This window comes from Nocardia sp. NBC_00565 (assembly GCF_036345915.1).
Classification (GTDB): domain Bacteria; phylum Actinomycetota; class Actinomycetes; order Mycobacteriales; family Mycobacteriaceae; genus Nocardia.
The window spans coordinates 3,972,103-3,994,066 of record NZ_CP107785.1 but is presented as its reverse complement, the minus strand read 5'-3'; the positions used below and the strand labels follow the sequence as shown (position 1 = coordinate 3,994,066).

Annotated in this window: 21 protein-coding genes and 1 pseudogene; 6 read left to right on the top strand and 16 right to left on the bottom strand. The window is 66.9% G+C overall.

Translation table 11 applies throughout. The features are described from left to right. Window positions 1-25: 25 nt before the first annotated feature. Window positions 26-874: an SDR family NAD(P)-dependent oxidoreductase gene (locus OG874_RS19150; RefSeq protein WP_330256490.1), complete on the bottom strand. Its 849-nt coding sequence runs from the start codon at window positions 872-874 to the stop codon at window positions 26-28. A gap of 54 nt (window positions 875-928) precedes the next feature. On the opposite strand from OG874_RS19150, the gene OG874_RS19145 reads away from it, so the two are divergent. Further along, on the top strand, window positions 929-1,918 hold the full coding sequence (locus tag OG874_RS19145; protein WP_330256489.1) for an alpha/beta fold hydrolase: 990 nt from the start codon (window positions 929-931) through the stop codon (window positions 1,916-1,918). Between the two features lie 48 nt (window positions 1,919-1,966). Here OG874_RS19145 and OG874_RS19140 read toward each other — a convergent pair whose 3' ends face one another. The 3 genes from OG874_RS19140 to OG874_RS19130 all read right to left on the bottom strand — a co-directional run bounded on the left by OG874_RS19140 (window position 1,967) and on the right by OG874_RS19130 (window position 5,427). After that, entirely contained in the window at window positions 1,967-2,446 is a 480-nt protein-coding gene (locus OG874_RS19140; RefSeq protein ID WP_330256488.1) for a hypothetical protein, read from the bottom strand. Between the two features lie 132 nt (window positions 2,447-2,578). Next, entirely contained in the window at window positions 2,579-4,798 is a 2,220-nt protein-coding gene (locus OG874_RS19135; protein ID WP_330256487.1) for a thiamine pyrophosphate-dependent enzyme, read from the bottom strand. Window positions 4,799-5,052: 254 nt separating this feature from the next. Beyond that, complete coding sequence (locus OG874_RS19130) at window positions 5,053-5,427, bottom strand: MerR family transcriptional regulator (RefSeq protein ID WP_330256486.1); 375 nt, start codon at window positions 5,425-5,427, stop codon at window positions 5,053-5,055. Between the two features lie 67 nt (window positions 5,428-5,494). Between OG874_RS19130 and OG874_RS19125 the strand changes: the two genes are divergently transcribed. Beyond that, a complete protein-coding gene (locus OG874_RS19125; RefSeq protein ID WP_330256485.1) occupies window positions 5,495-6,265 on the top strand; it encodes an amidohydrolase family protein in 771 nt (256 codons plus the stop codon). A 20-nt stretch (window positions 6,266-6,285) separates the two neighbouring features. Here OG874_RS19125 and pgl read toward each other — a convergent pair whose 3' ends face one another. From pgl to tkt, 5 genes and pseudogenes are all read right to left on the bottom strand, one after another. Next, entirely contained in the window at window positions 6,286-7,035 is a 750-nt protein-coding gene (pgl, locus tag OG874_RS19120; protein ID WP_330256484.1) for a 6-phosphogluconolactonase, read from the bottom strand. Beyond that, window positions 7,028-7,936 (bottom strand): glucose-6-phosphate dehydrogenase assembly protein OpcA, encoded by a 909-nt coding sequence (gene opcA / locus OG874_RS19115; protein WP_330256483.1) that lies wholly within the window; start codon window positions 7,934-7,936, stop codon window positions 7,028-7,030. Before opcA ends, pgl begins: the two co-directional genes overlap by 8 nt. Continuing rightward, window positions 7,933-9,492, bottom strand: a complete 1,560-nt coding sequence (gene zwf, locus OG874_RS19110) for a glucose-6-phosphate dehydrogenase (protein ID WP_330256482.1) — start codon at window positions 9,490-9,492, stop codon at window positions 7,933-7,935. Before zwf ends, opcA begins: the two co-directional genes overlap by 4 nt. An 88-nt stretch (window positions 9,493-9,580) precedes the next feature. After that, window positions 9,581-10,699, bottom strand: a pseudogene (gene tal / locus OG874_RS19105) (transaldolase); the annotation flags it as partial. 6 nt (window positions 10,700-10,705) lie between these two features. Beyond that, the gene (gene tkt, locus OG874_RS19100; RefSeq protein WP_330256481.1) at window positions 10,706-12,847 is read right to left on the bottom strand and encodes a transketolase; all 2,142 of its coding nucleotides are present in this window, start codon (window positions 12,845-12,847) and stop codon (window positions 10,706-10,708) included. A 385-nt stretch (window positions 12,848-13,232) separates the two neighbouring features. Here tkt and OG874_RS19095 point away from each other — a divergent pair, with 385 nt between their 5' ends. Then, a complete protein-coding gene (locus tag OG874_RS19095; RefSeq protein WP_330256480.1) occupies window positions 13,233-14,222 on the top strand; it encodes a heme o synthase in 990 nt (329 codons plus the stop codon). A gap of 24 nt (window positions 14,223-14,246) precedes the next feature. Here the strand turns inward: OG874_RS19095 and OG874_RS19090 are convergent, their stop codons facing one another. Beyond that, window positions 14,247-14,948: an FAD-dependent monooxygenase gene (locus OG874_RS19090; protein ID WP_330256479.1), complete on the bottom strand. Its 702-nt coding sequence runs from the start codon at window positions 14,946-14,948 to the stop codon at window positions 14,247-14,249. 26 nt (window positions 14,949-14,974) lie between these two features. Beyond that, window positions 14,975-15,373, bottom strand: a complete 399-nt coding sequence (locus tag OG874_RS19085; RefSeq protein WP_330256478.1) for an FAD-dependent monooxygenase — start codon at window positions 15,371-15,373, stop codon at window positions 14,975-14,977. Window positions 15,374-15,458: 85 nt separating this feature from the next. Here OG874_RS19085 and OG874_RS19080 point away from each other — a divergent pair, with 85 nt between their 5' ends. After that, on the top strand, window positions 15,459-16,061 hold the full coding sequence (locus OG874_RS19080; RefSeq protein ID WP_330256477.1) for a TetR/AcrR family transcriptional regulator: 603 nt from the start codon (window positions 15,459-15,461) through the stop codon (window positions 16,059-16,061). Window positions 16,062-16,173: 112 nt separating this feature from the next. On the opposite strand, the gene OG874_RS19075 is transcribed toward OG874_RS19080, so the two are convergent. Further along, window positions 16,174-17,139, bottom strand: a complete 966-nt coding sequence (locus OG874_RS19075) for a quinone oxidoreductase family protein (RefSeq protein ID WP_330256476.1) — start codon at window positions 17,137-17,139, stop codon at window positions 16,174-16,176. 62 nt (window positions 17,140-17,201) lie between these two features. On the opposite strand from OG874_RS19075, the gene OG874_RS19070 reads away from it, so the two are divergent. Further along, a complete protein-coding gene (locus tag OG874_RS19070) occupies window positions 17,202-17,552 on the top strand; it encodes a hypothetical protein (RefSeq protein ID WP_330256475.1) in 351 nt (116 codons plus the stop codon). Window positions 17,553-17,557: 5 nt separating this feature from the next. Here OG874_RS19070 and OG874_RS19065 read toward each other — a convergent pair whose 3' ends face one another. From OG874_RS19065 to OG874_RS19050, 4 genes are all read right to left on the bottom strand, one after another. Continuing rightward, window positions 17,558-18,223, bottom strand: a complete 666-nt coding sequence (locus OG874_RS19065; protein WP_330256474.1) for a respiratory nitrate reductase subunit gamma — start codon at window positions 18,221-18,223, stop codon at window positions 17,558-17,560. A gap of 370 nt (window positions 18,224-18,593) precedes the next feature. Beyond that, on the bottom strand, window positions 18,594-19,466 hold the full coding sequence (locus OG874_RS19060; protein WP_330256473.1) for an aldo/keto reductase: 873 nt from the start codon (window positions 19,464-19,466) through the stop codon (window positions 18,594-18,596). Window positions 19,467-19,614: 148 nt separating this feature from the next. Further along, complete coding sequence (locus OG874_RS19055) at window positions 19,615-20,208, bottom strand: TetR/AcrR family transcriptional regulator (RefSeq protein ID WP_330256472.1); 594 nt, start codon at window positions 20,206-20,208, stop codon at window positions 19,615-19,617. A 24-nt stretch (window positions 20,209-20,232) separates the two neighbouring features. Then, on the bottom strand, window positions 20,233-20,925 hold the full coding sequence (locus tag OG874_RS19050) for a type 1 glutamine amidotransferase domain-containing protein (RefSeq protein ID WP_330256471.1): 693 nt from the start codon (window positions 20,923-20,925) through the stop codon (window positions 20,233-20,235). Window positions 20,926-21,114: 189 nt separating this feature from the next. Between OG874_RS19050 and OG874_RS19045 the strand changes: the two genes are divergently transcribed. Beyond that, complete coding sequence (locus OG874_RS19045) at window positions 21,115-21,951, top strand: hypothetical protein (protein WP_330256470.1); 837 nt, start codon at window positions 21,115-21,117, stop codon at window positions 21,949-21,951. Window positions 21,952-21,964 lie beyond the last annotated feature (13 nt).

The following is a 21,964-nucleotide window of genomic DNA, read 5'->3' as shown; positions in this document are numbered from 1 at the left end:
CGACGCTGAGTGGGGCCGATCGGCGTCAGTCGTTGCGCGGGATGCGGCCGTCGACGTCGGTGAAGCCGTATTCCTCGGCGAGATCGGCAATGCGCCAGGCTGATCCGGTGCGTGTACGACGGTCCGGATCGGCGGCCAGGGCGACGACGGCGCGGCCGGGGAAGCGCGGGGATTCGGCGTCGTCGAGGTCATAGGTGCCTTCGCCGGGGAGGGTGACCAGGCGGCGGCCCTGCGCATTCGGCGGAACCAGTTGCAGCAGTTCGGTATCGACGATGCCGGGCCAGAGCGAGACGACGGTGACGCCGGTGTCGGCGAGATCGTGTGCCATATCGGCGGTGAGCCGATCCAGCGCGGTTTTCGCCACGCCGTATACCGCGTTGTGCATGTAGCGCTGCGAACCGGGGGAGGAGATGTTCGCGATCAGCCCAGCCGATTCGATCAACAGGGGAGCGGCGAAAACACTGGCCGCGTAATGTGATCGGACGCCCACGTCGAACGTCTCATCCCAGGCTTTCGGCGGCACCTCCCAGAACGGTTTGCCGAGCCAGCGTGCGGCGGCCGGGGAGTTGTAGACGTTGTTCACCAGTACGTCCAGTCGGCCGTGCTCGGCGCGGATCCGCTCGAAGAGACGCTCGACCGCATCGTCGTCGCGATGGTCGCAGACGAACGGAATTCCCACACCGCCGAGCCCATCGATCGCCGCGGCGGTCGCGTGCACGGTTCCGGGCAGGCGCCCCGGTGTGGCCGACCGTCCGGTGACGTACACCGTCGCGCCTGCGGCGCCCAGCTCCAGCGCGATGCCCTTACCGATGCCGCGGCTCGCGCCGGTCACCACGGCGACCCGGCCGCCGAGAACCTGAGGTATTCCGTTCACGATTTTGGGACACTACCGTGAAATAAGAACACGTTCTAGGGTTTGGAGGCCGTAGTGGAGTTCACCCATCGGTTCGTGACGGGCAACGGCATTCGTATGCATGTCGCTGAACAGGGCGAAGGTCATCCGGTGATCTTCTGTCACGGCTTCCCGCACACCTGGTTCATGTGGCATCGACAGCTCGAGGCGGTCGCCGCGGCCGGCTACCGGGCCATCGCGCCCGATCTGCGCGGGTACGGGCGTACGGACGTTCCCGCCGATATCGAGGGCTACACCAACCGCGCCGTCATCGGTGACCTGCTGGGTCTGCTCGATGACATCGGCGCCGATCAGGCGGTCTTCGTGGGTCTGGACTTCGGCGCCGCTCTGGTCTGGGAGCTGGCGCTGCGCGCCCCGGAGCGGGTGAGTGGGGTCATCGTGCTCAACAACCCGTTTGCCCCGCGGCCACCTCGCCCGCCGTCACAGCTGTGGGCCAAAGCCGCCGAACGACATTTCCTGCATTTGGACTACTTTCAGAAGCCGGGCCTCGCCGACGCTGAACTCGGGGGCCGCACCAGGGAATTTCTGGCGCGGGTCTACTTCTCCCTCAGTGCCGACTACCACTACCTCGATACCTGGCGGTTCCCCGCCGAAGGGACCGGCTACCTGGACGTCCTTCCGGAAGCCCCGCTGCTGCCGTGGCGGTGGCTGTCCATCGCCGAATTCGACACCCTCGCCCAGGATTTCGAGCGGACCGGCGTCACCGGCGGTCTCAATTGGTATCGGGCCCTTGATCGGAACTGGGAACTGACCGCCGAATTCGCCGATGCCAAGATCGACGTCCCGACCTACTTCCTCTACGGCGACCGCGATCCGGATATGGAAGGCTTCAGCGGCCGTGATCCCCTCGCCACGCTCCGCGATAATGTCCCGGATCTGCGCGCCGTCACCAAGGTCGCGGACGCGGGCCATCTCGTCCAGTTGGAACGGACGAACGAGGTCAACGCGTTGATCACGGATCATCTCCGTGACCTGGTCCCGAACTCCGCGAACGTCGTCGCTTAGCCCAGTGCTCGACAGCCGGCCCGACCAAGGGGGCGGAAGGATCCCAGGTCAGCGGTATTCGTTGGTGAGTTCGGGGTAGTCGGCCCAGGTGGGGAGCGGCCGGTTGTCCAGGTAGGCGGTGAGCCGGTCCAGGAGGTACTGCCAGCGCGGACCTACCGAGCACGCGTCGGCCGGGCAGATGTGGCGGCGGATCAGTTCGACGTTCGTGATGACGCCGACCTGGGTCATATGCAGTTCGAGGATGCCGCCATCGATGTGGATGACCAGATCGTGTGGAGCGCGGCAGTCATCGACGCGGATCGCGATGGGGCCGGGGACCGGACCGTCGATCGGTTCGATGGTCAGATTGCCGTTGCCGCCGGATACCTTGCCGAACCAGCGATCCAGCTGACGGCGTTCGGCGCAGGCGGACCACACGTCGAGCACGGGCATGCGGAAGGAGCGCAGGTAGTGCAACAGCACTAGATCCTGATCGATCGCCCGATGGTGTTCGGGCCGTACCTCGCCGAGCATGGACATCGTGGTCATCGCGTGCCCTTCCGCCGCTGGTCACCGTCCGTTCTACTGTATTTCCCGCAGCGCGCCGCCGAATCCGATTCACCAGAAGTCGGCTTCGGCGTGTCGGATCCGATGGCGCGACCGGAGCGTTTGCGGGGCTGGTCAGCGGTTTGCGAGGAGTTCGGCCGCGGCGGATTCTATGTGGGACTCGTGCAGGAGGACGGTGTCGGCGGCGGGGCCGAGGGGGATGAAGGAGTCTCGGCTGGTTACGCGAGTGATGCGGCCGTCGAAGCCCGCGTCGATAAGGGCGGCGCAGAGAGATTCGGAGACGCCGCCGCTGTGGCGGGTTTCGTCGGCGATGAGGACGCGACCGGTAGCGCGCGCGTGGTGCAGGAGGTCGTCGAGGGGGAGTGGGGCGAGCCAGCGCAGGTCGAGGACGCGGGCGCGGATGCCTTGGTCCGAGAGGCGTTGTGCCGCACGCAAGCTCATGGGGACGCCGTTGGCGAAGGTGACGATGGTGAGGTCATTGCCGTCGCCGTAGACGCGGGCGCGGCCGATCGCGATGTGGTCGGTATCGGAAGTCGTTGCGAGCCAAGCATTGTCGCCGGGGTGGTGCAGGTCACGGGTGTGGTAGAGGGCGATGGGCTCCAAATAGACGCAGACCCGGCCGTCGACGCGGGCGGCGGAGACACAGGTGCGGAGCATGGCGGCGGCATCATCGGCGCGCGCGGGGGAGGCGACGACCAGACTTGGGATATCGCGCAATGCCGCAATGGAATTGTCATTGTGGAAGTGGCCGCCGAAACCCTTCTGGTAGGCATATCCGGCGATGCGGACGACCATCGGATTCTGATATCGCCCATGGGAGAAGTACGACAATGTCGCGGCTTCCCCGCGCAGTTGGTCGGCGGCATTGTGCACGTAGGCGAGATACTGGATCTCCGGAATCGGTACGAATCCCGCGAGCCCGGCTCCCAAAGCCGTTCCCAGCACGCTCTGTTCGTCGAGCAGCGTATCGAAGACGCGCCGCGTCCCGAACTGCCTCTGCAGACCCTTGGTGACGCCGTACACGCCGCCCTTGCGCCCGACATCCTCACCGAATACGAGCACGTCCGCGTCCCGAGTGAGCAGGCTCGCCAGCGTTTGATTGATCGCCTGCGCCAATGTCACCGGATCACCGCTTGCCGCAACAGCTTCCGTGCTGTAAGGAGCGCCAGTGTTGTCAGCCTCGAGTGACTTTCGACGGAGGACATCAGCCTGCACCAAGTCTGGGTGCAGCGGTGCCAAGGGTGCGACGACCGCCGTGGCGGAGTTCAATTTCGGTTCACGCCACACCAATTCGGCCATTGCGGTGACCCGTGCGCCGATATCGTCGTAGCGGTCCAGGACTTCGGCCGGAGTGGCCACGCCCTTGGCGACCAGGAATCGAGCGGTCGCGGTTACCGGGTCGCGGAGCAGGTCTGCGGTGATATCGGTGGGGCGGCGGTAGGCGGATTCGACATCGGATCCGGCGTGGCCCATGAGGCGGACGGTGCGCAGGTGCAGGAAGGCGGGTTTGCGGTGCTCGCGCACCCAGTCGGCGGCTTCGGCAGCGGTCAGCGCGGCGTCGAGGAGATCGCAACCGTCCGCGTCGAAGTACTGCAGGCCGACGCGGATGCCGTAAGCCTGTTCGATCCAATCCGGTGGTGTCGGGACGCTGATGCCGATTCCGTTGTCCTCGCAGACGAACAGCAGCGGCAGCGAAACCCCTTGGTGTGCAGTATGAATCGCGGCGTTGATGGCGCCGGCGGCGGTGGAGTGGTTGGCCGAGGCATCGCCGAAACTGCAGAGCACCACCGAATCCGACGGCCATTCGCAGGCGAGGCCGAGGCGTGCCGCGCGTTCGATCGCGAACGCGAGTCCGACCGCGCGCGGCAGATGCGAGGCGATGGTGGAGGTCTGCGGGATCACCGCGGCCGGTTTGCTGCCGAAAACCTTGTGTCTGCCGCCGGAGATCGGATCGGCGGCCGCGGCGACAACCCCGAGCAGCACATCCCGGATCGGGTCCAGACCGGGCACCTGCCTGGCCCGGTGCACGAAGAACGCACCGGAGCGATAGTGCAGCAGCGCCGGATCGGTCGGGCGCAAGGCTGCCGCGACCGCCGCATTACCCTCGTGGCCGGAGGACCCGATGCTGTAGTAGCCGCGTTTCGCGCTGCCCAACCGCCGCGCCGCGAGGTCGAGATGCCTACTCGTCGCCTGTGATTCGAACAGTTCCAGACACTGTGGCCCGGTCAGTCTGCCCGTCTCGGCCGGCTGCTCGACGGGACGGCTCGGTTGCGGCGTCAGCGCCGATATCTCGGCACGAAACCGCTCATCAAGGTCGACTCGCTGTTCGCTCACCGTGCGATCATCTCCGACGTGCACCCCTCCCGGCACCCCATTCTGTAACTATTTTGATCATCGCAGCGTCCGCAAGGAACTTCTCCGAGTATCACCCGGCCCGAATGGCTGATTTGTCGGATATCTCCGATGTAGGTGCGCATTCCCGCTGAGGCGGCGAGAGGCGATAGCGGCGGTCGCTTTATCAGCGGCATATCGGCGCTGCGGCGGCGCGAGATGGGCGCGCCTTGCACGGCGTTGAGGGGTCGCGTGGATCAGCGTGACCTATGTGGCGCTGCGCCCGACTGCTCGGTCTCGGCGATCGTGCGCCGCAACAGATCGCGGGCGGCATCCAGTTCGGCCGCGCGGCGGTCCAGTTCGGCCAGTCGATCATGTAGCGCAGGCAGCACGCCTGGGCAGGCCCGTAGCGCACCGCCGTCGCGGGTACACGGGAGCAACTGCTTGATCACCCTCGTGGACAGGCCTGCGGCGAGCAGTGCGCGGATTTGCGTGACCCGTTGCTCGGCGTCGTCGGCGTACTCGCGGTATCCGTTGTGGCGGCGGTCGGCCGCGAGCAGGCCGACACGCTCGTAATACCGCAGCAGCCGCTCGCTGGTGCGGGTACGGCCCGCCAGTTCACCGATCAGCACGACTTGACCTTCCCATGGTGTCAGGGATCAACACTCGCCGACGTCACCCGATTCCTGAGGAGAACCGTTGATCATCGACGCACACAGCCACGTGCACGACCCACTCGAAGACCACATCGCGCTACTGGATGAGGCGGGCGTGGACAAGACCGTGCTCTTCATGACCCGACCACATCCCGAGCGGGCCCGAGATCTCAGCGAACTGCGCAAGGAGATGGACCGGCTGCGGCAAGCGCTCGCTGGGGGCGGTCACCTCGGTCGCGAAACCGCTCGACGCGAACTCGACGCGGCACTCACCGCGTACCCGGACCGATTCATCGGCTTCGCCTCGGTGCCGCTCGACGCACCCGATGTGGCTGGCCTGGTCGACCGCGACGTGGCCGGCCGAGGCCTGCGCGGTATCGGCGAGCTGACTCCGCCACCCGACCGGGCCGCACTCATCGAGCCGGTACTCCGCGCCGCCACCGACCACGATGGGCTGCCCGTCGTCGTCCACGGTGCCGCGCCGACGACCGCATCCGATCTGCAGACCCTGGCCGACTTGGCGCGACGCTACCCGCGCGTGCCCCTGGTGGTATCCCAACTCGGCGGCGCGCACTGGATGGACGCGATCGAACTCGTACGTGACACCCCGAACATGTATCTCGAACTCTCCACCGCCAGTATCGTTTTCGCGGTCCGCCTGGCCATCGCCGAAATTCCCGAGCGCACTCTCTTCGGCTCGGACGCGCCCTACGGCGACCCGGTGATCGCCCGCCTCACCGTCGAACGAGCCACCCGCTCCCCGCAGGTCCGCGAACTGGTCCTGGGCGGAACCGTCCAGCACTTACTGACCTAGCAGAACACACGGCCGCGGCGTCAGGACAACGCGGCGGCCGCGGCGCGGTCCAGTAGCCAAGTGGTGGAGTCGATCCCGGCGGCACCCGCGGCCGGGATATCGACCGGATCCGCACCGGCGAGCGCCGCGGCGACGGCCTCGGCTTTGGCGGCACCGCCGACAACCAACACAACATGTCGAGAGCGACGTACGGCGGGCAGCGTCAGCGTGACCCGCACGGGCGGCGGCTTCGGCGAATCCGGTACGGCGACAACGAGTTCGTGCTGTTCGCGAACCGCATCGGTATGCGGGAACAGTGAATTCACATGCCCCTCGCCACCCATACCGAGCAGGTGCAGATCGAAAGCTCCGTGCTCGGCGAGGTACGCGTGCACCGCCGCGGAGTATTCCGCCGCCGCCTCGACCGGATCCGGATATTCACCGTCGGACGTCGCGACCGCATGCACTCGCGACGGATCCACCGGCACATGGTCCAACAGTGCCTGCCGCGCCTGCAGATCATTGCGCTCGGCATCTCCCGCGGGCACGAACCGCTCGTCACCCCAGAACACATCGACCGTCGACCAGTCGATATCCCCGGGCGATTTGCGCACCAGTTCCAACAGTCCGATCCCGGTTCCGCCGCCGGTCACTACGACCGACGCGGACCCGCGCGCCGCCTGCGCCGCCACCACGACCTCGACGAATCGCGCCGCCGCCGCGGCGATCAGCGCATCGGTATCGTCGTGCACCTCGACGGTGTTCGCGGGGAAATCGCCGCGCTCACTCATAGGTCACCTTCTCGATTCCGGCGAGTGCCTCGGCATAGATCTCGTCGGCATCCAGCCGCCGCAGTTCTTCGGCGAGGCAGTCGCGAGTTTCCCGGCGCGCCAGGGCGATTCGCTGATCCGGGTCGCCGGTGCGGGTCAGGGTCGCGGTCCGGCCGGTCTGCGGTCGCTCGATCGCGACCGACGCCGTCGGGCGATGCACCTCCACCCGCAGCGCCCCCGAACGGCGACGCACCGGACAGTCGAGCCGGGCGGCCAGCCAACCGGCGAGCATATCCAGCGCGGGTTCGTCGCGCAGTCCGGAGACGATCACCGAATCGACCGGCTCGAACGGTGGCTCGTCTATGGCCGCCGCGAGCAACGCCCGCCAGTAGGTGATCCGACTCCACGCCAGATCGGTATCGCCGGAGGCGTAGCTGCCGAGCCGCTTCTTGATCGTCGCCTGCGGATCGGCCGCGAAGGTGGCGTCGGTGATGCGACGAGTCGCCAAGCGCCCCACCGAATCCTTGGACGGGAACTCCGGAGCGCCGCGGGGCCACCAAGCGACCACGGGTGTATCGGGGAGCAGGAACGGGATGACGACGCTGCTCTCGTGGTTGATCAGATCACCCTGCAGCCGCAGCACTATCACCTCGGCCGCGCCCGCATCGCCGCCGACGCGGATCTGCGCGTCCAGCCGCGTCTGCGCATCCCGGTCGCCACGCGCCAGCACGACCACCCGACAGGGATGTTCGCGGCTGGCGTCGTTGGCGGCGTCGATGGCGTCCTCGGCCTCGGAGCTGTCCAGCGTGCACACGACCAGGGTCAGCACCCGGCCCATGGTGATCACGCCGTTGCTCTCCCGAAGCCGCACCAGGCGTTTGGTGACTTCTGCGGTGGTGGTCTCCGGCATGTCGACGATCATGGCCGCCGCCATTCGCGCCCGGTGCGGGCCAGCATTTCATCGGCCGAGGCCGGACCCCAGGTACCCGCCTCGTATGGCTCGGGCTTACCGTCGCTCGCCCAGTGGTCGAGGACCGGATCCAATATGCGCCAGGACAATTCGACCTCCGCGTTCACCGGGAACAGCGACGGCACCCCGAGCAGTACGTCGAGGATCAGGCGTTCGTAGGCCTCGGGAGAGGATTCGGTGAACGACTCGCCGTAGCTGAAATCCATATTGACGTCGCGCACTTCCATACTCGACCCGGGCACCTTCGAACCGAATCGCGTGGTGATGCCCTCATCGGGCTGCACCCGGATGACCAGGGCGTTCTGGCCGAGATCCTCGGTCATCGTATTGTCGAACGGCAGATGCGGCGCCCGCTTGAACACCACCGCGATCTCGGTCACCCTGCGGCCCAAGCGTTTTCCGGTGCGCAGATAGAACGGCACACCCGCCCAACGCCGAGTGTCGACCTCCATGGTGATCGCCGCGTAGGTCTCGGTGCGCGACTGCGGATCGAAACCCTCCTCGTCGAGCAGCCCGACCACATGTTCGCCGCCCTGCCAACCTTCCGCGTACTGTCCGCGCGCGGTGGTCTCATCGAGGGGCTCAACGAGTTTGGTCGCCGATAGCACCTTGATCTTCTCGGCCTGCAACTGCTTGGGCTCGAAGCTGATCGGCTCCTCCATCGCGGTCAGCGCGAGCAGCTGCAGCAGATGGTTCTGGATGACGTCGCGGGCCGCGCCGATGCCGTCGTAATAGCCCGCGCGACCGCCCAATCCGATGTCCTCGGCCATGGTGATCTGGACGTGATCGACGTAATTGGCGTTCCAGATCGGATCGTAGAGCTGGTTGGCGAAGCGCAGCGCCAGGATGTTCTGCACCGTCTCCTTACCGAGATAGTGATCGATGCGGAACACCGTCTCCTCCGGGAATACCCGGTTGACCAGCGCATTGAGTTCGACCGCGCTGTCCAGATCGTGTCCGAAGGGCTTTTCGATCACCACCCGGCGCCACGGCTTGCGGCCCTCGGCGTCGGTGGTCGTCGGCTGGGCCAGCTTGTGCTCGGAGAGCTGATCGAGCACCACCGGGAACATATTCGGCGGAATCGACAGGTAGAAGGCGTGATTGCCGCCGGTGCCGCGATCCTTGTCCAGCCGCGCCAGCGTGTCGGCGAGTTTGGCGAAGGCGCTGTCGTCATCGAAGGAGCCCTGTACGAAGCGGATGCCCTCGGCCAGGTGGTCCCAGACCTCCTGGCGGAAAGGCGTGCGGGCGTGCGCCTGCACCGCTTCGAGCACGACCTTCGCGAAATCCTCGTCCGCGTAGTCACGGCGGGCGAAGCCGACCAGCGCGAAACCCGGGGGCAGCAGCCCCCGGTTCGCCAGGTCGTAGATGGCGGGCATCAGCTTCTTCCGGGAAAGATCGCCGGTGACACCGAAGATCACCAAGCTGCACGGTCCCGCGATGCGCGGGACCCGCTTGTCCCGCTCGTCACGGAGCGGGTTCTTCCAGGTATTCGTCTGTGTCCCGGCCATCGGGTCAGTTGCTCCCGGTCCCGGCCGGTGCGTCAGGCCCGGAGGAGGTAGCTTGCGTGGCCACGGAGGTCCCCGCAGCGGCCGAATCAGATGCAGCGAGTTCTGCCGTAGTGGCGGAAAGCAGCTCCTCCCAGGACTTTTCGAACTTTTCCACACCCTCGCGCTCGAGTACGTCGAATACGTCGTCGAGGTCGATGCCGACCGCGGTGAGCTTGTCGAAGACCTCCTGCGCGGCCGCGGCGGTGCCGCTCATGGTGTCGCCACGGATCTCGCCGTGATCGGCGACGGCCTCGAGGGTCTTCTCCGGCAGCGTGTTCACCGTATTCTTCGCCACCAGCTCGGTGACGTAGAGGGTGTCGGAGTACTCCGGATTCTTCACGCCGGTCGAAGCCCACAGCGGCCGTTGGCGATTCGCGCCGGCGGCACCGAGGTGCGCGTAGGTGGAGGTGTGCGCGCCGCCGTCGAAGACGTCCTGGTACTCGGCGTAGGCCAGGCGCGCGTTCGCGACGCCCGCCTGTCCGCGCAGCGCCAGCGCCTCGGGGGTGCCGATGGCCTCGAGCCGCTTGTCGATCTCGGTGTCCACGCGGGAGACGAAGAACGAAGCGACCGAATGGATCTTGGCCAGATCGTGGCTGGCGCCCTTGGCGTTGCGCAGACCGTCCAGGTACGAGCCCATCACCTGGCGGTAGCGCTCGACCGAGAAGATCAGCGTGACGTTCACGCTGATGCCCTCCGCGATCACCCGGGTGATCGCGGGCAGGCCCGCCTCGGTGGCCGGAATCTTGATGAACAGGTTGGGCCGGTCCACCGTCTTCCACAGGTCGATGGCCTGGGCGACGGTCTGGTCGGCGTCGAAGGCCAGGCGCGGGTCGACCTCGATGGAGACCCGGCCGTCGACACCGTTGGAGGCCTCGTACACCCCGGCGAGTACGTCGCACGCGGCGCGGACATCGTCGGTGGTGATGGTGCGGATCGCCGAATCCACGTCCGCGCCTTGGGCGGCAAGCTCTTTCACTTGCCCGTCATAGGCGTGCCCCTGGCTCAGGGCGCCCTGGAAGATGGTCGGATTGGTGGTGACGCCGACGACGCCGCGGGTTGCGATGAGTTCGGCCAGGTTGCCGGACTGGATCCGGTCCCGCGACAGATCATCGAGCCACACCGAGACACCCGCGGCCGACAGGGCGGCGAGATTTTCGTTCTGTGCCATGGCCTCTTATCCCTTCACGTTTTCCAGCGTGCGCTGCGCGGCAGCGACAACGGCTTCGGCGGTGATGCCGAACTCACGGAACAGCGTCTTGAAATCAGCGGAGGCGCCGAAGTGCTCGATCGACACGATCTCGCCCGCATCACCGGTGAACCGGTGCCACGGCATCGCGATACCTGCCTCGACGGCCACCCGGGCGGCGACTGCGGGGGGCAGCACCTCGTCCCGATAAGCCTTGTCCTGCGCGTCGAACCACTCCACACACGGCATCGAGACCACCCGGGTGCCGATGCCCTGCGCCTCCAGCGTAGTGCGGGCGTCGACGGCGAGCTGGAGCTCGGAACCGGTGGCGATCAGGATCACCTGCGGGGTGCCGGTCGAGGCCTCGGCCAGCACGTAGCCGCCCTTCTTGACACCTTCGTAGCTGGTGCCCTCCTGGATCGGCAGATCCTGGCGGGTCAGCGCGAGCGCCGACGGGCCGTCCTGGTGCGCGGGCTCGGAGACCGAGAAGTGCGAGGTGTGCTCGCTGCTGTCGCGCTCGAGGATGGTGCGCCACGCGTACGTGGTCTCGTTGGCGTCGCCGGGGCGGACCACATTGAGACCGGGAATGGCGCGCAGCGCGGCCAGGTGCTCGATCGGCTGATGGGTCGGGCCGTCCTCGCCGAGGCCGATGGAGTCGTGCGTCCAGACGTAGATCGCCGGGATCCGCATCAGCGCGGCCAAGCGCACCGCGGGGCGCATGTAGTCGGAGAAGACGAGGAAGGTGCCGCCGTACGGGCGGGTCGGGCCGTGCAGGGCGATGCCGTTGAGGATCGAACCCATGGCGTGCTCGCGCACACCGAAGTGCAGGGTGCGGCCGTACGGGTTGGCCTTCCACATACCGGTCGAGATGGACTCCGGTCCGAAGCTCGGTGTGTCCGGCATGGTGGTGTTGTTGGATTCGGCGAGGTCGGCCGAACCGCCCCACAGCTCGGGCAGCACCGGCGCGAGTGCGGCGAGCACCTTGCCGGAGGCCTTGCGGGTGGCCATACCCTTCGGATCCGCCTCGTAGGTGGGCAGATTCGCGGTCCAGCCCGCGGGCAGGTCGCGCTTGGCGAGGCGATCGAACAGTGCCTTGTTCTCCGGGTTGGCGGCCGCCCACGCGTCGAACTGCTGCTGCCATTCCTTATGCGCCGCCTGCCCGCGCTCGATGACCTTGCGGGTGTGTGCGATAACGGCGCCGTCGACCTGGAAGCTCTGTTCCGGGTCGAAGCCGAGGATCTTCTTGGTGGCGGCCACCTCGTCCGCGCCGAGCGCGGCACCGTGCGCGGCACCGGTGTTCATCTTGGTCGGTGCCGGGTAGCCGATGATGGTGCGCAGCACGATGATCGACGGCTTGTCCGTCTGCGCCTTGGCCGCCGCGATCGCGTTCTCGATCGCCACCACGTCCTCGCCGCCCTCGACGGTCTGCACGTGCCAGCCGTAGGCCTCGTAGCGCGCGGCGACATCCTCGGTGAAGGCGATGGTGGTGTCGTCCTCGATGGAGATCTTGTTGTCGTCGTAGATCACGACCAGGTTGCCGAGCTGCTGGGTGCCCGCGAGCGAGGACGCCTCGGAGGTGACGCCCTCCTCCATGTCACCATCGGAGGCGATCACATAGATGAAGTGGTCGAACGGGCTGGTGCCCGGGGCGGCGTCCGGGTCGAACAGACCGCGCTCGCGTCGCGCCGCCATCGCCATGCCGACCGCGGAGGCCAGACCCTGACCCAGCGGGCCGGTGGTGATCTCGACGCCGTCGGTGTGCCGGAATTCGGGGTGGCCCGGGGTGAGTGAGCCCCACTTGCGCAGGTTCTTCAGATCATCGAGTTCCAGGCCGAAACCGGCCAGGTAGAGCTGGATGTACTGGGTCACGCTGGAGTGACCACAGGACAGCACGAAGCGGTCCCGGCCGACCCAGCTCGGGTCGCTCGGGTCGAGGCGCATGGCGCGCTGGTAGAGCGCGTAGGCCAGCGGCGCCAGGCTCATCGCGGTGCCGGGGTGGCCGTTCCCGGTGTTCTGCACCGCGTCGGCGGCTAGGACACGGACGGTGTCGACGGCCTTGGTGTCCAGATCCGTCCAGTCGTCCGGGTGGGTCGGCTGAGTGAGGGCGCGGATGTCGTCGGTGACTGACACGACCGAGGTTCTCCTGACATTGGTTTCGTCGACGGTGGCTTCAGATGCACGCACGGCAGCGGTGGAGTGCGAACCGGGTTACCCCAACCACCCTAGATGTGCCCGATGACCGGCATGTGAGGAACCCGGCTTACTCCGGTTACGTGTCGCTGTTCGTTTCCCGCCGCAGACCGTGAGGTGACCGATGCGTGCCCGGGTACCGACCGGTCGCGGCGGTGCTGTCGAATCGCTTCTACGGTGTGCCGGAGCGAGGGGCTATGGAAACAACGCTGTGGGGCTGGGTCTACCATCGTCTGTAGTAGTAGCCGCGCCGCACCAGCACGAGCAGGGGATAGCGCGCTGCTGTTCCAGGCCGGATGCGATGCACAGCGTGCGAGGAGAGACAGTGCGGATTGGGCAACAGCCGGGTGGCAATGGCGCACACGGCTCCTCCGCGACGGCGCTGGCCGACCGGTTGACCGGCGATGGCCTGCTGTCCCGACTACTGCGGCGACCACTCGCCTATATCGCGCTGACCAAGCCGCGCGTCATCGAACTGTTGCTCGTCGCGACGATTCCGACGATGCTGCTGGCCGACCGCGGCCACGCCGATCTCCGCCTGATCCTGGCGACCCTGTTCGGTGGCTGGATGGGCGCCGCGAGCGCGAACACACTCAACTGTGTCGCCGACGCCGATATCGACAAGGTGATGAAGCGGACCGCGAAGCGGCCGCTGGCCCGGGAGGCCGTGCCCACCTCGCATGCCTTCGTCTTCGGTGTGGTGCTCGGCATCGGCTCGTTCGCCTGGCTGTGGTGGCAGGCGAATCTGCTCAGCGGTGTGCTGGTGGTCGCGACGATTCTCTTCTACGTCTTTGTCTACACCCTCGGCCTCAAACGCCGCACCTCGCAGAATGTGGTGTGGGGCGGCGCCGCCGGATGCATGCCCGCCCTGGTCGGCTGGTCGGCGGTGACCGGCACCATCGGCTGGCCCGCGATCGCACTGTTCGGCGTCATCTTCTTCTGGACGCCGCCGCACACCTGGGCGCTGGCCATGCGCTACAAGGAGGACTACCGCGCGGCCGGGGTGCCGATGCTGCCGGTGGTCGCCACCGAACAGGTCGTTACCAAACAGATCGTGATCTACACCTGGCTCACCGTGCTCACCACGCTCGCGTTGGCCCCCGCGACCGGTGTGGTCTACGCGGCCGTCGCGCTGGTGGCCGGAGCATGGTTCCTGCTCATGGCGCACCAGCTGTACTCCGGTGTGCGGCGCGGTGAATCGGTGAAACCGCTGCGACTGTTCCTGCAGTCCAACAACTATCTGGCCGTGGTGTTCTGCGGGCTCGCCGTGGACTCGGTGCTCGGCTGGGACACGATCGGCAGCTTCTTCGGCTAGTCGCGCCCAGCCCGCCCACGCGGGTCAGCGGTGGTCGGCGAGGTAGCCGTCGGGGCGAATTCGAACGACCGTGCCGTTGACCGCGTGGTAGGCGGTGAAGGCGTGTCCGTCCACATCCACCACATAGCGGCCGGTCGCCTGCTGGCCCGGGCGGATCACCGTGTACGACCGCTCGCCCGATTCCGGCTGAATGCTGGTTTCGCCGAACGACAGCAGCGTGGCATGCGGGCCGCGGAACAGGTCGAAGAGTCGAATCGGCTGTCCCGCATCATCTTTGAGTGGTGCGTCGGGGGCGCGATCGCCCGCGACGAGTGCGCCTCGATTCGCCGGATCGCGGTAGCTGATGTCCAATTGCCGGGTTTCCTCGCCGCGCTGCATCGCGTCCTCGTCACCGTCGACCAACTTGTCCAGCAGTTCGGTGCTGATGCCGAGCACGCGAGCGGCCACCGTCCGGCGCTCGGATTCGTAACTGTCCAACAGTGATTCGTCGCCCGCGACGGCGGCGGCGAGCTTCCAGCCGAGGTTGTAGGCATCCTGGATGCCGGTGTTCAGGCCCTGTCCGCCGGTGGGCGGATGCACGTGCGCGGCGTCACCGGCCAGGAAGCCGCGACCCTCCCGGAAGCGTTGTGCCAGGCGGATATTCGGCCGCCACACCGTGGCCCAGGTGAGATCGGTGAGCACGATATCCGGATTTCCGGCGTAGCGATCGATGAACTCCTGCAGCACCGCGAGCGACGGTTCGGCATCACCCTTCAGCGGCGCTGCGAGCTGGAACTGGCTGCCGCCGGGCAGTGGGGACGCCGGTCGCGCAGGATCGCCTCGGTCCGCGACTGGCCGAGCACCCAGAGATTGGGGTAGGGGATCGCGGGCGTCGGCTCGACCGGATCGGCCATCCGCCGCTGGCCGGCGAATTCACCGCCGAAGTACGCGCGCATCACCGGTGTCGGCGATCCGGCCGTGAGCACCGCGTCCAATACGCCGAGATCCTCGAAGACCTCGAGGGTGCGCGGCTGGATGCCGTCGCCGCGCGAACCGGGGAAGAATTCGGTGGCCTGATCGATGATGCGCACCGGGATGTCGCGGCGGGCCAGATCGAGGGCGAGGGTCAGGCCGGTGGGGCCGGCGCCTGCGATGAGTACCTGGGGGTGCATGGTGAGCTCCAAACTGAATTGTTTTTCACTGAATATTAGTTCAGTATTTGGGTTGGTACCTTTCGTTGTCAAGGAGGTGATGTCGATGTCGCTGAGTCGCCGGGAGAAATCCGCAGAAACCGAACAGGCGCTGAAGGCCGCCGCGCTGCGACTATTCGCCGAGCGGGGGTATCTGAATACCAAGATCACCGACATCACCACGGCCGCGGGCCGGGCGGCCGGATCGTTCTACAACCACTTCGCGAGCAAGGAAGAGCTGCTCCAGGCGCTGCTGAAGGATATGGCGGCGGCGGGGGATCAGCGCGCCGAAGATCCGAGTCACATCGCGGATTTCAGCGATCCCGAAGGTGTGCGCTACCACGTGGCCGGATACTGGAAATTCGCCCGCGAGCACACCTCGGAGCTGCGCGCGATGAGCCAGGCGGCGCTCGTCAGCCCAGAATTCGCCAGGATGCTCGGAGAGTTCGGCATCGCGCAGCGGGCGGATGTCCTCGACCATTTCGACGGGTTCGCCGATCAGGGGTTACATCCGCCGAGCACCGTCGACGCGAGTGTGGCGATGATGTACTCGATGACCCAGAGCATGCTGGTGCAGGTCGAGGACGGCACGGTCGAGTTGACCGATGAGCAGGCGATCGAGGGCCTGACCCGCTTCATCTATCGCGGGCTCACCGGTCGCGATTACTGACCGAGGACCGTCGCGCACGGGCGTGCGGGAGCGATGATCGAGGCCGCCGGTCACCGAAGTGTGGGACCGACGGCCTCGATGAGCTGTCACGATTCGAAATCGGTGCCGAGCCTCAGGGCAGCAGCACGATGGAGCCGGTCGTCTTGCGGCCCTCCAGATCCTGATGCGCCTGCGTGGCCTCGGCGAGCGGATAGGACGCCCCGATCCGGACGTGCAGCGTGTCATTCGCGATGGCGGCGAGGATATCGCCTGCGCGCCAAAGCAATTCGGCGCGGTCGCGGGTGTAGTGGACCAGGGTCGGCCGGGTGACGAACAGTGAGCCCGCCGGGTTGAGACGCTGCAGATCGAACGGCGGCACCGGTCCGCTGGCCGCGCCGAACAGGGCGATCGTGCCGCGGATGCGGACCGAGGCCAGGCTGGCTTCGAAGGTGGCCGCGCCGACCCCGTCGTAGGCGGCGGCGACACCGACGCCATCGGTCAGTGCGCGGACTCGATCTGCGAGATCGTCGCCGTAGCGCAGCACCTCGGCCGCACCCGCCTCGCGGGACAATTTTTCCTTCGCGTCGGAGGATACGGTGGTGATCACCCGAACGCCACGCGTCGCGGCGAGCTGGGTGAGCAGCAGGCCGACACCGCCCGCGCCCGCGTGCACCAGCACGGTTTCACCGGGTTCGGGTTTGTAGATCGATTCGATCAGGTAGTGCGCGGTCATGCCCTGCAGCAGCGCCGAGGCGGCCACCGGTGCGTCGACGCCGTCGGGCACCTTGACCGCGACCGCGGCCGGCACCGCGACCCGCTCGGCGTAGCTGCCGGGTGCGGCGGCCCAGGCGACCCGGTCGCCGACGGCGAACTCGGTCACCGCGGCGCCGACCTCGGCCACCACGCCGGTGCCCTCGGCGCCGGGTACGTAGGGGACCGGCTGCGGATAGCGGCCGGTGCGAATGTAGGTGTCGATGAAGTTGATGCCGATCGCGTCGGCATCGACGAGCAGCTGATCCGGACCGATCGTCGGATCCGGCACCTCGACATATTTCAGGACTTCGGGACCGCCATGTTCGGAAACCTGAATAGCGCGCATGCGATCTGTTCTACACCCCACGGGGAGTGGACCTGAACGTACCGGTCAGTAAGATAGCCGGCATGAGTGCTCAAGCCGCCCCGGCCACGGTGAAGCTGTCCGGTTCCCTAGTGGATTCCGTCAAGGGATTCGTCGCCGAGCACGGCGGCTCGGCCACCGCCGTCCTGCAGCCGATCGGTCGTTTGGGTGTGCGCGTCACCCTGGTCGGCTCGGATGGCATCCTCGGCGACCGTGTCGTCGCCGATCTGGCCACTGCCAAGGAGTTGATCGAGACGGTCGACGGTCTCAGCGAGGCCGATGAATGGGACCGTGAGCTGACCTCGATCGTCACCCCGCGAAAGGGCCACTGGGCGAAAATGGCCGGTTGGGTCGCGCGGCAGACTCGTTTTCCGAAGGCGCGCAACGAGAACTGAGCAGTTCACGCTCTGGTGATCGCGCCGTCGAGACCACGGCGCGGGAGGGCTCGCAGGATCAGTCGCGTGATCGGGCCCGCGAAGATGCCCGCCAGCCGGGTATATGGCCAGATCCCGATGATCAGCAGCAGGATCAGTGCGCGCGCCTGGTAGATCAGCGGGGCGTGCGCCATCGCCTCCGGATACGGATCGATCGTGAACAGCGATCGGAACCAGGCGAATAGCGTTTCGGCCCTGCGATATTCGCGCTCGCCGTGGCCGAACTCGATGAACACACCGGAGAGCAGCGCGGCCGTCAGGGCGGGGAAGGTGATGCGATCGATCGGGGTGATCGCGGGCACGCCGGTACCCGAGATCAGATCCGGGATGAACAGCAACACCGCACCGATCGCCGCAGTGGTGAGGCCGACGATCTGCGCGGTCATGATGACGGCATGGATCGCACCGGCCGGGCGAGCTTGTGGCTGCGCGGTGATCACACTGGCGACGCGGGCGACGACAACCAGGCCGACCCCGGTCCGGAATGCCATCGTCCCGAATCGCTCGGTGCGGTCCATCTCCGGGCTACGGGTATAGCTGCGGAAGCCGTCGCGCCGGTACCGCCACACGTGACCCAACACGAACGATAGAAATGCGCCGTAGGGTAGCGCGACCCATAACAGCGATGCCACGGGCGAATACTTTCCGCTTGCCGATGATCAGGCGTTTCACGTTCGCAGAGTGGCGCGGGCCGAACAAGGGAACAACGGCCCTTACCGCGGGGTACTGCGGCGATCGGCGGCGAGCCGTCAGCGGATCGCCGCCCGACCGCTGCGGTCTACTTCGCGAGATCCAGGTCGATCTCGCCGTTCTTCTATCCATTCGCGCGGGGATTCATTGCGGGAAGCAGGGATTCGCGCGCAATCGAAGTGTGCGCACTCGCCTGCTGGATGGTCTCGGGCCAAGGCCGATGTCAGGACGTCCATCCGGATAGCCGGACGCCGATCGGCCTCGGGCGGCGGGTGCTGCTCGAGGCCGATCGCAAGGCGGATTTCAGGATGTTCAGACCGCGGCGGAGAGCGCGGCGAACTCCTCGTCGGTGAGCGTGACGGTGGCGGCCGCGGTGTTCTGCTCCACATGCGCGACGCTGGAGGTGCCCGGAATCGGCAGGATCACCGGCGAGCGACGCAGCAGCCAGGCCAGCGCCAACTGTGACGGGCTGGCATCGTGCTTCTTGGCGAAGGTGTCCAGCGGTCCGCCCGGACGCGCGAGTTCGCCGGTGGCGATGGGGAACCACGGGATGAAGGCGATGTTATTGGCCTCGGCGTAGTTCAGGACGTCCTCGGCGCTGCGGTTGGCGAGGTTGTAGAGGTTCTGTACCGAGACGATCTCGGCGATCTCGCGGGCCTGCTTCAGCTGTTCGACGCTGACCTCGGATACACCGATATGGCGAATCTTGCCCTCGCGCTGCAGCTCCACGAGCGCGCCGAGCTGATCGGCGAGCGGTACTGCCGCATCGATGCGATGCAACTGGTACAGGTCGATCCGCTCGACCCCGAGGTGGCGCAGACTCAGATGCAGCTGCTGGCGCAGGTATTCGGGCCGGCCGACCGGACGCCAGTCGCCGGGACCGGACCGGGTGAGACCGCCCTTGGTAGCGATGACCAGATCGTCGGCATACGGGTGCAGAGCCTCGCGAATGAGGTTCTCGCTGACGAACGGGCCATAGGAGTCCGCGGTGTCGATGAAGTTGACGCCCAGCTCGACGGCGCGGCGCAGCACGCGCACCGCCTCGGCCGGATCCTTCGGATCGCCCCAGACACCGGGGCCGGTGATCTGCATCGCGCCGTAGCCGAGGCGGTTGACGGTCAGATCGCCGCCGAGCGCGAAGGTGCCCGAGGCGTCGGCGGGACGTGCGGTGGTGGATGTGGTCATACGGTCACTCCATGGGAAGTAGGTATCACGGTGTCGTGACGTCAGCGGTCCGGGCGACCATGAGTGGGCATGGTTCGCACACCGTCCCTCTGGCGCCAACGCATCAGCCGCTTCATCTATGCCCCGCTGGGATCAAGATCAAGTGGAACTAGTGGCGGGGCTGGTCGGGCGGTGCCGCTACCAGGCCCACCTGATCTCGATCCCAGGGCGGCGCGGTCGCGAGGCTGGGGATGGTGGCGGTGAGGGCGGGGCGTAGGAGGTCGGTGTGGTCGGTTTCGATGAGGCCGACGAGGATGGCCAGACTGATCTGGGCGGCCTCGTCTGGTTGTGCCACGCGCGCCTCGGCGAAGACCTCCGTGAGCAGGGCGATGAGGTCGGCGGTGAAGTCGCGGCAGATGTCGCCGCTGACCCGGGCCTGCTCGTCGAGTAATTCGGCGGCGTGCGGGGAGTCGGCGAACGGGCCGCAGACGAGATCCAGTTTGGCCGTGAGGATTCCGTGCACTCGATCCGCGACGGGGCAGTGCTCGGCGGCGGCTCGCCGTGCGGCGTGCAGCGCCTGATCGTGCATACGCGCGCTGAGCTGACGGACCGCGTCCTCCTTGTTGCGCACGTATTGGTAAATCGCCGACCGTGACATCGCCATCTCACCGGCGATGTCGTCCATCGTGGTGCGCCGCATGCCGTAGCGGATCAGGCAACGCTGCGTCGCATCGAGTACATCGGTGGTTCGGTCGGCGGCCATCGGATTCAGCCCAGCTCTCTCGGGTCAGCCCAGCGCTTTGACGATCTCCGCGGCCAGCGGTGCCGACGACGCGGGATTCTGGCCGGTGTAGAGATTGCGATCGATCTCGATATGTGGCGCCCACGGCTCGCCGACGCGGAAATCGACGCCGAGCTCGACCAAACGATCCTCGAGCAGCCACTTGGCCTTATCGGCGAAACCGGCTTGTGCCTCCTCGGCATTGGTGAATCCGGTGACGCGGTAGCCCGCGAACGATGAGTCGCCATCGATGGCGGTCGCCAATAGTGCGGCGGGCGCATGGCAGACCACGCCGAGTGGTTTGCCCGAGGCCAGTGCGGCATCGAGCAGCGCGCCGGAGTCGGCATTCACCGACAGATCTTCCATCGGCCCGTGCCCGCCCGGGTAGTAGACCGCATCGTATTCGGCGAGATCGGCGTCCTCGAGCCGGATCGGCTTACGCAACTCGGTCGCCTCGGCGAGGGTCCGTGCGATCGCGTCCGCACCGTCCGCGCCGCCGTTCACCTCCGGCGCGAGACTGCCCCGGTCGACGGTGGGAACCACGCCGCCGGGTGTGGCCACCACGATCTCGTGACCCGCCGCCTTGAATGCGTCGTACGGTGCGACCACCTCTTCGGCCCAGTAACCGGTCGGGTGTTTGGTGCCGTCGGCCAGCGTCCAGTAGTCGACGCCGGTCATGACGAAAAGAATCTTCGACATCTGTGCCTCCTGATCGGGGATTCGTTCGACGCACTGACGTTCCGCATCCATAGTGTCAGTTCGTCGCGATGCCAACGTTAGGCAGCCGTTCATCGGAGCACCAATAGGATCCTGAATAAGAGACATCGAAATACTGATGGGTCTGCGGTGCCGGGTACGGACCGCTTTCGGCTCGTAAAGTAGGGGGCGATGAACGCGGATAAGGCGAGCGAGCTGGCGGCTCGGCGGGTCGGCGCCGCGCATGCCGACGCGCACCAGCGCATCGCGCTGGCCGAGGGTTTCTACCCACCGGCACTGCGCGCCTACGGCCGCGCCGAAATCGCCTTCCTGCGTTGGGAACTCGCCCGTGGCGTATTCGACCCCGAGACCGGCAGTCCGTGGTGGCGCGCGATCAACGACCGACTACTGCACGACAAACTGGAAGCCGCGCTGTTGCATCACGCCGGTGTCCGCGACGGTTCGACGCCCGGCGCTCGGTTGTGGCTCGAATTCCTCACCGCCCCTTCGCCGACGGCGTGGTACCGGGCACACAATCGCAGCATCGTCGCCGGTTATCTGGAGCATCAGGAGTTGGCCGAGGCCGAGCTGCCCGCCGAGCGGTTGATGATCAACGTGACGTTGATGCGCGTGCTGTTCACGCATGCGCTGGTGGCGCGGCCGCGGCTCGCACTCGGCCGGTTCGGGCGGCTCGGCGGCTGGTCGGCCGACCCGCGCCGCAGCTCGGTACGGCTGTTCCTCGACCTGCGCAATGTGTTCCCGGAGGTGTATCCGCTGACGAATTCCTCCGTCAACGCGGTGCTCGCGCTGGAGGGGCGGGTGGCGCGGACCCTCGACTACGGACTGATCGTGCCCAAGCTCGAGCACGTATATGCCTTCGCCGCAGAGCATTTGGACGAGCCGATGATCGTCGAACTCGTCGACAACGGTGATCCGTGTTATGCCGGACTGCGCATCCAGCGCGGGCAGCTGGCATCGGATTCGCTGATCCGGCTGCTCGCGCGGGCGACCCGGCCGCGGTTGGGCTGAGTCGTCGAAATCG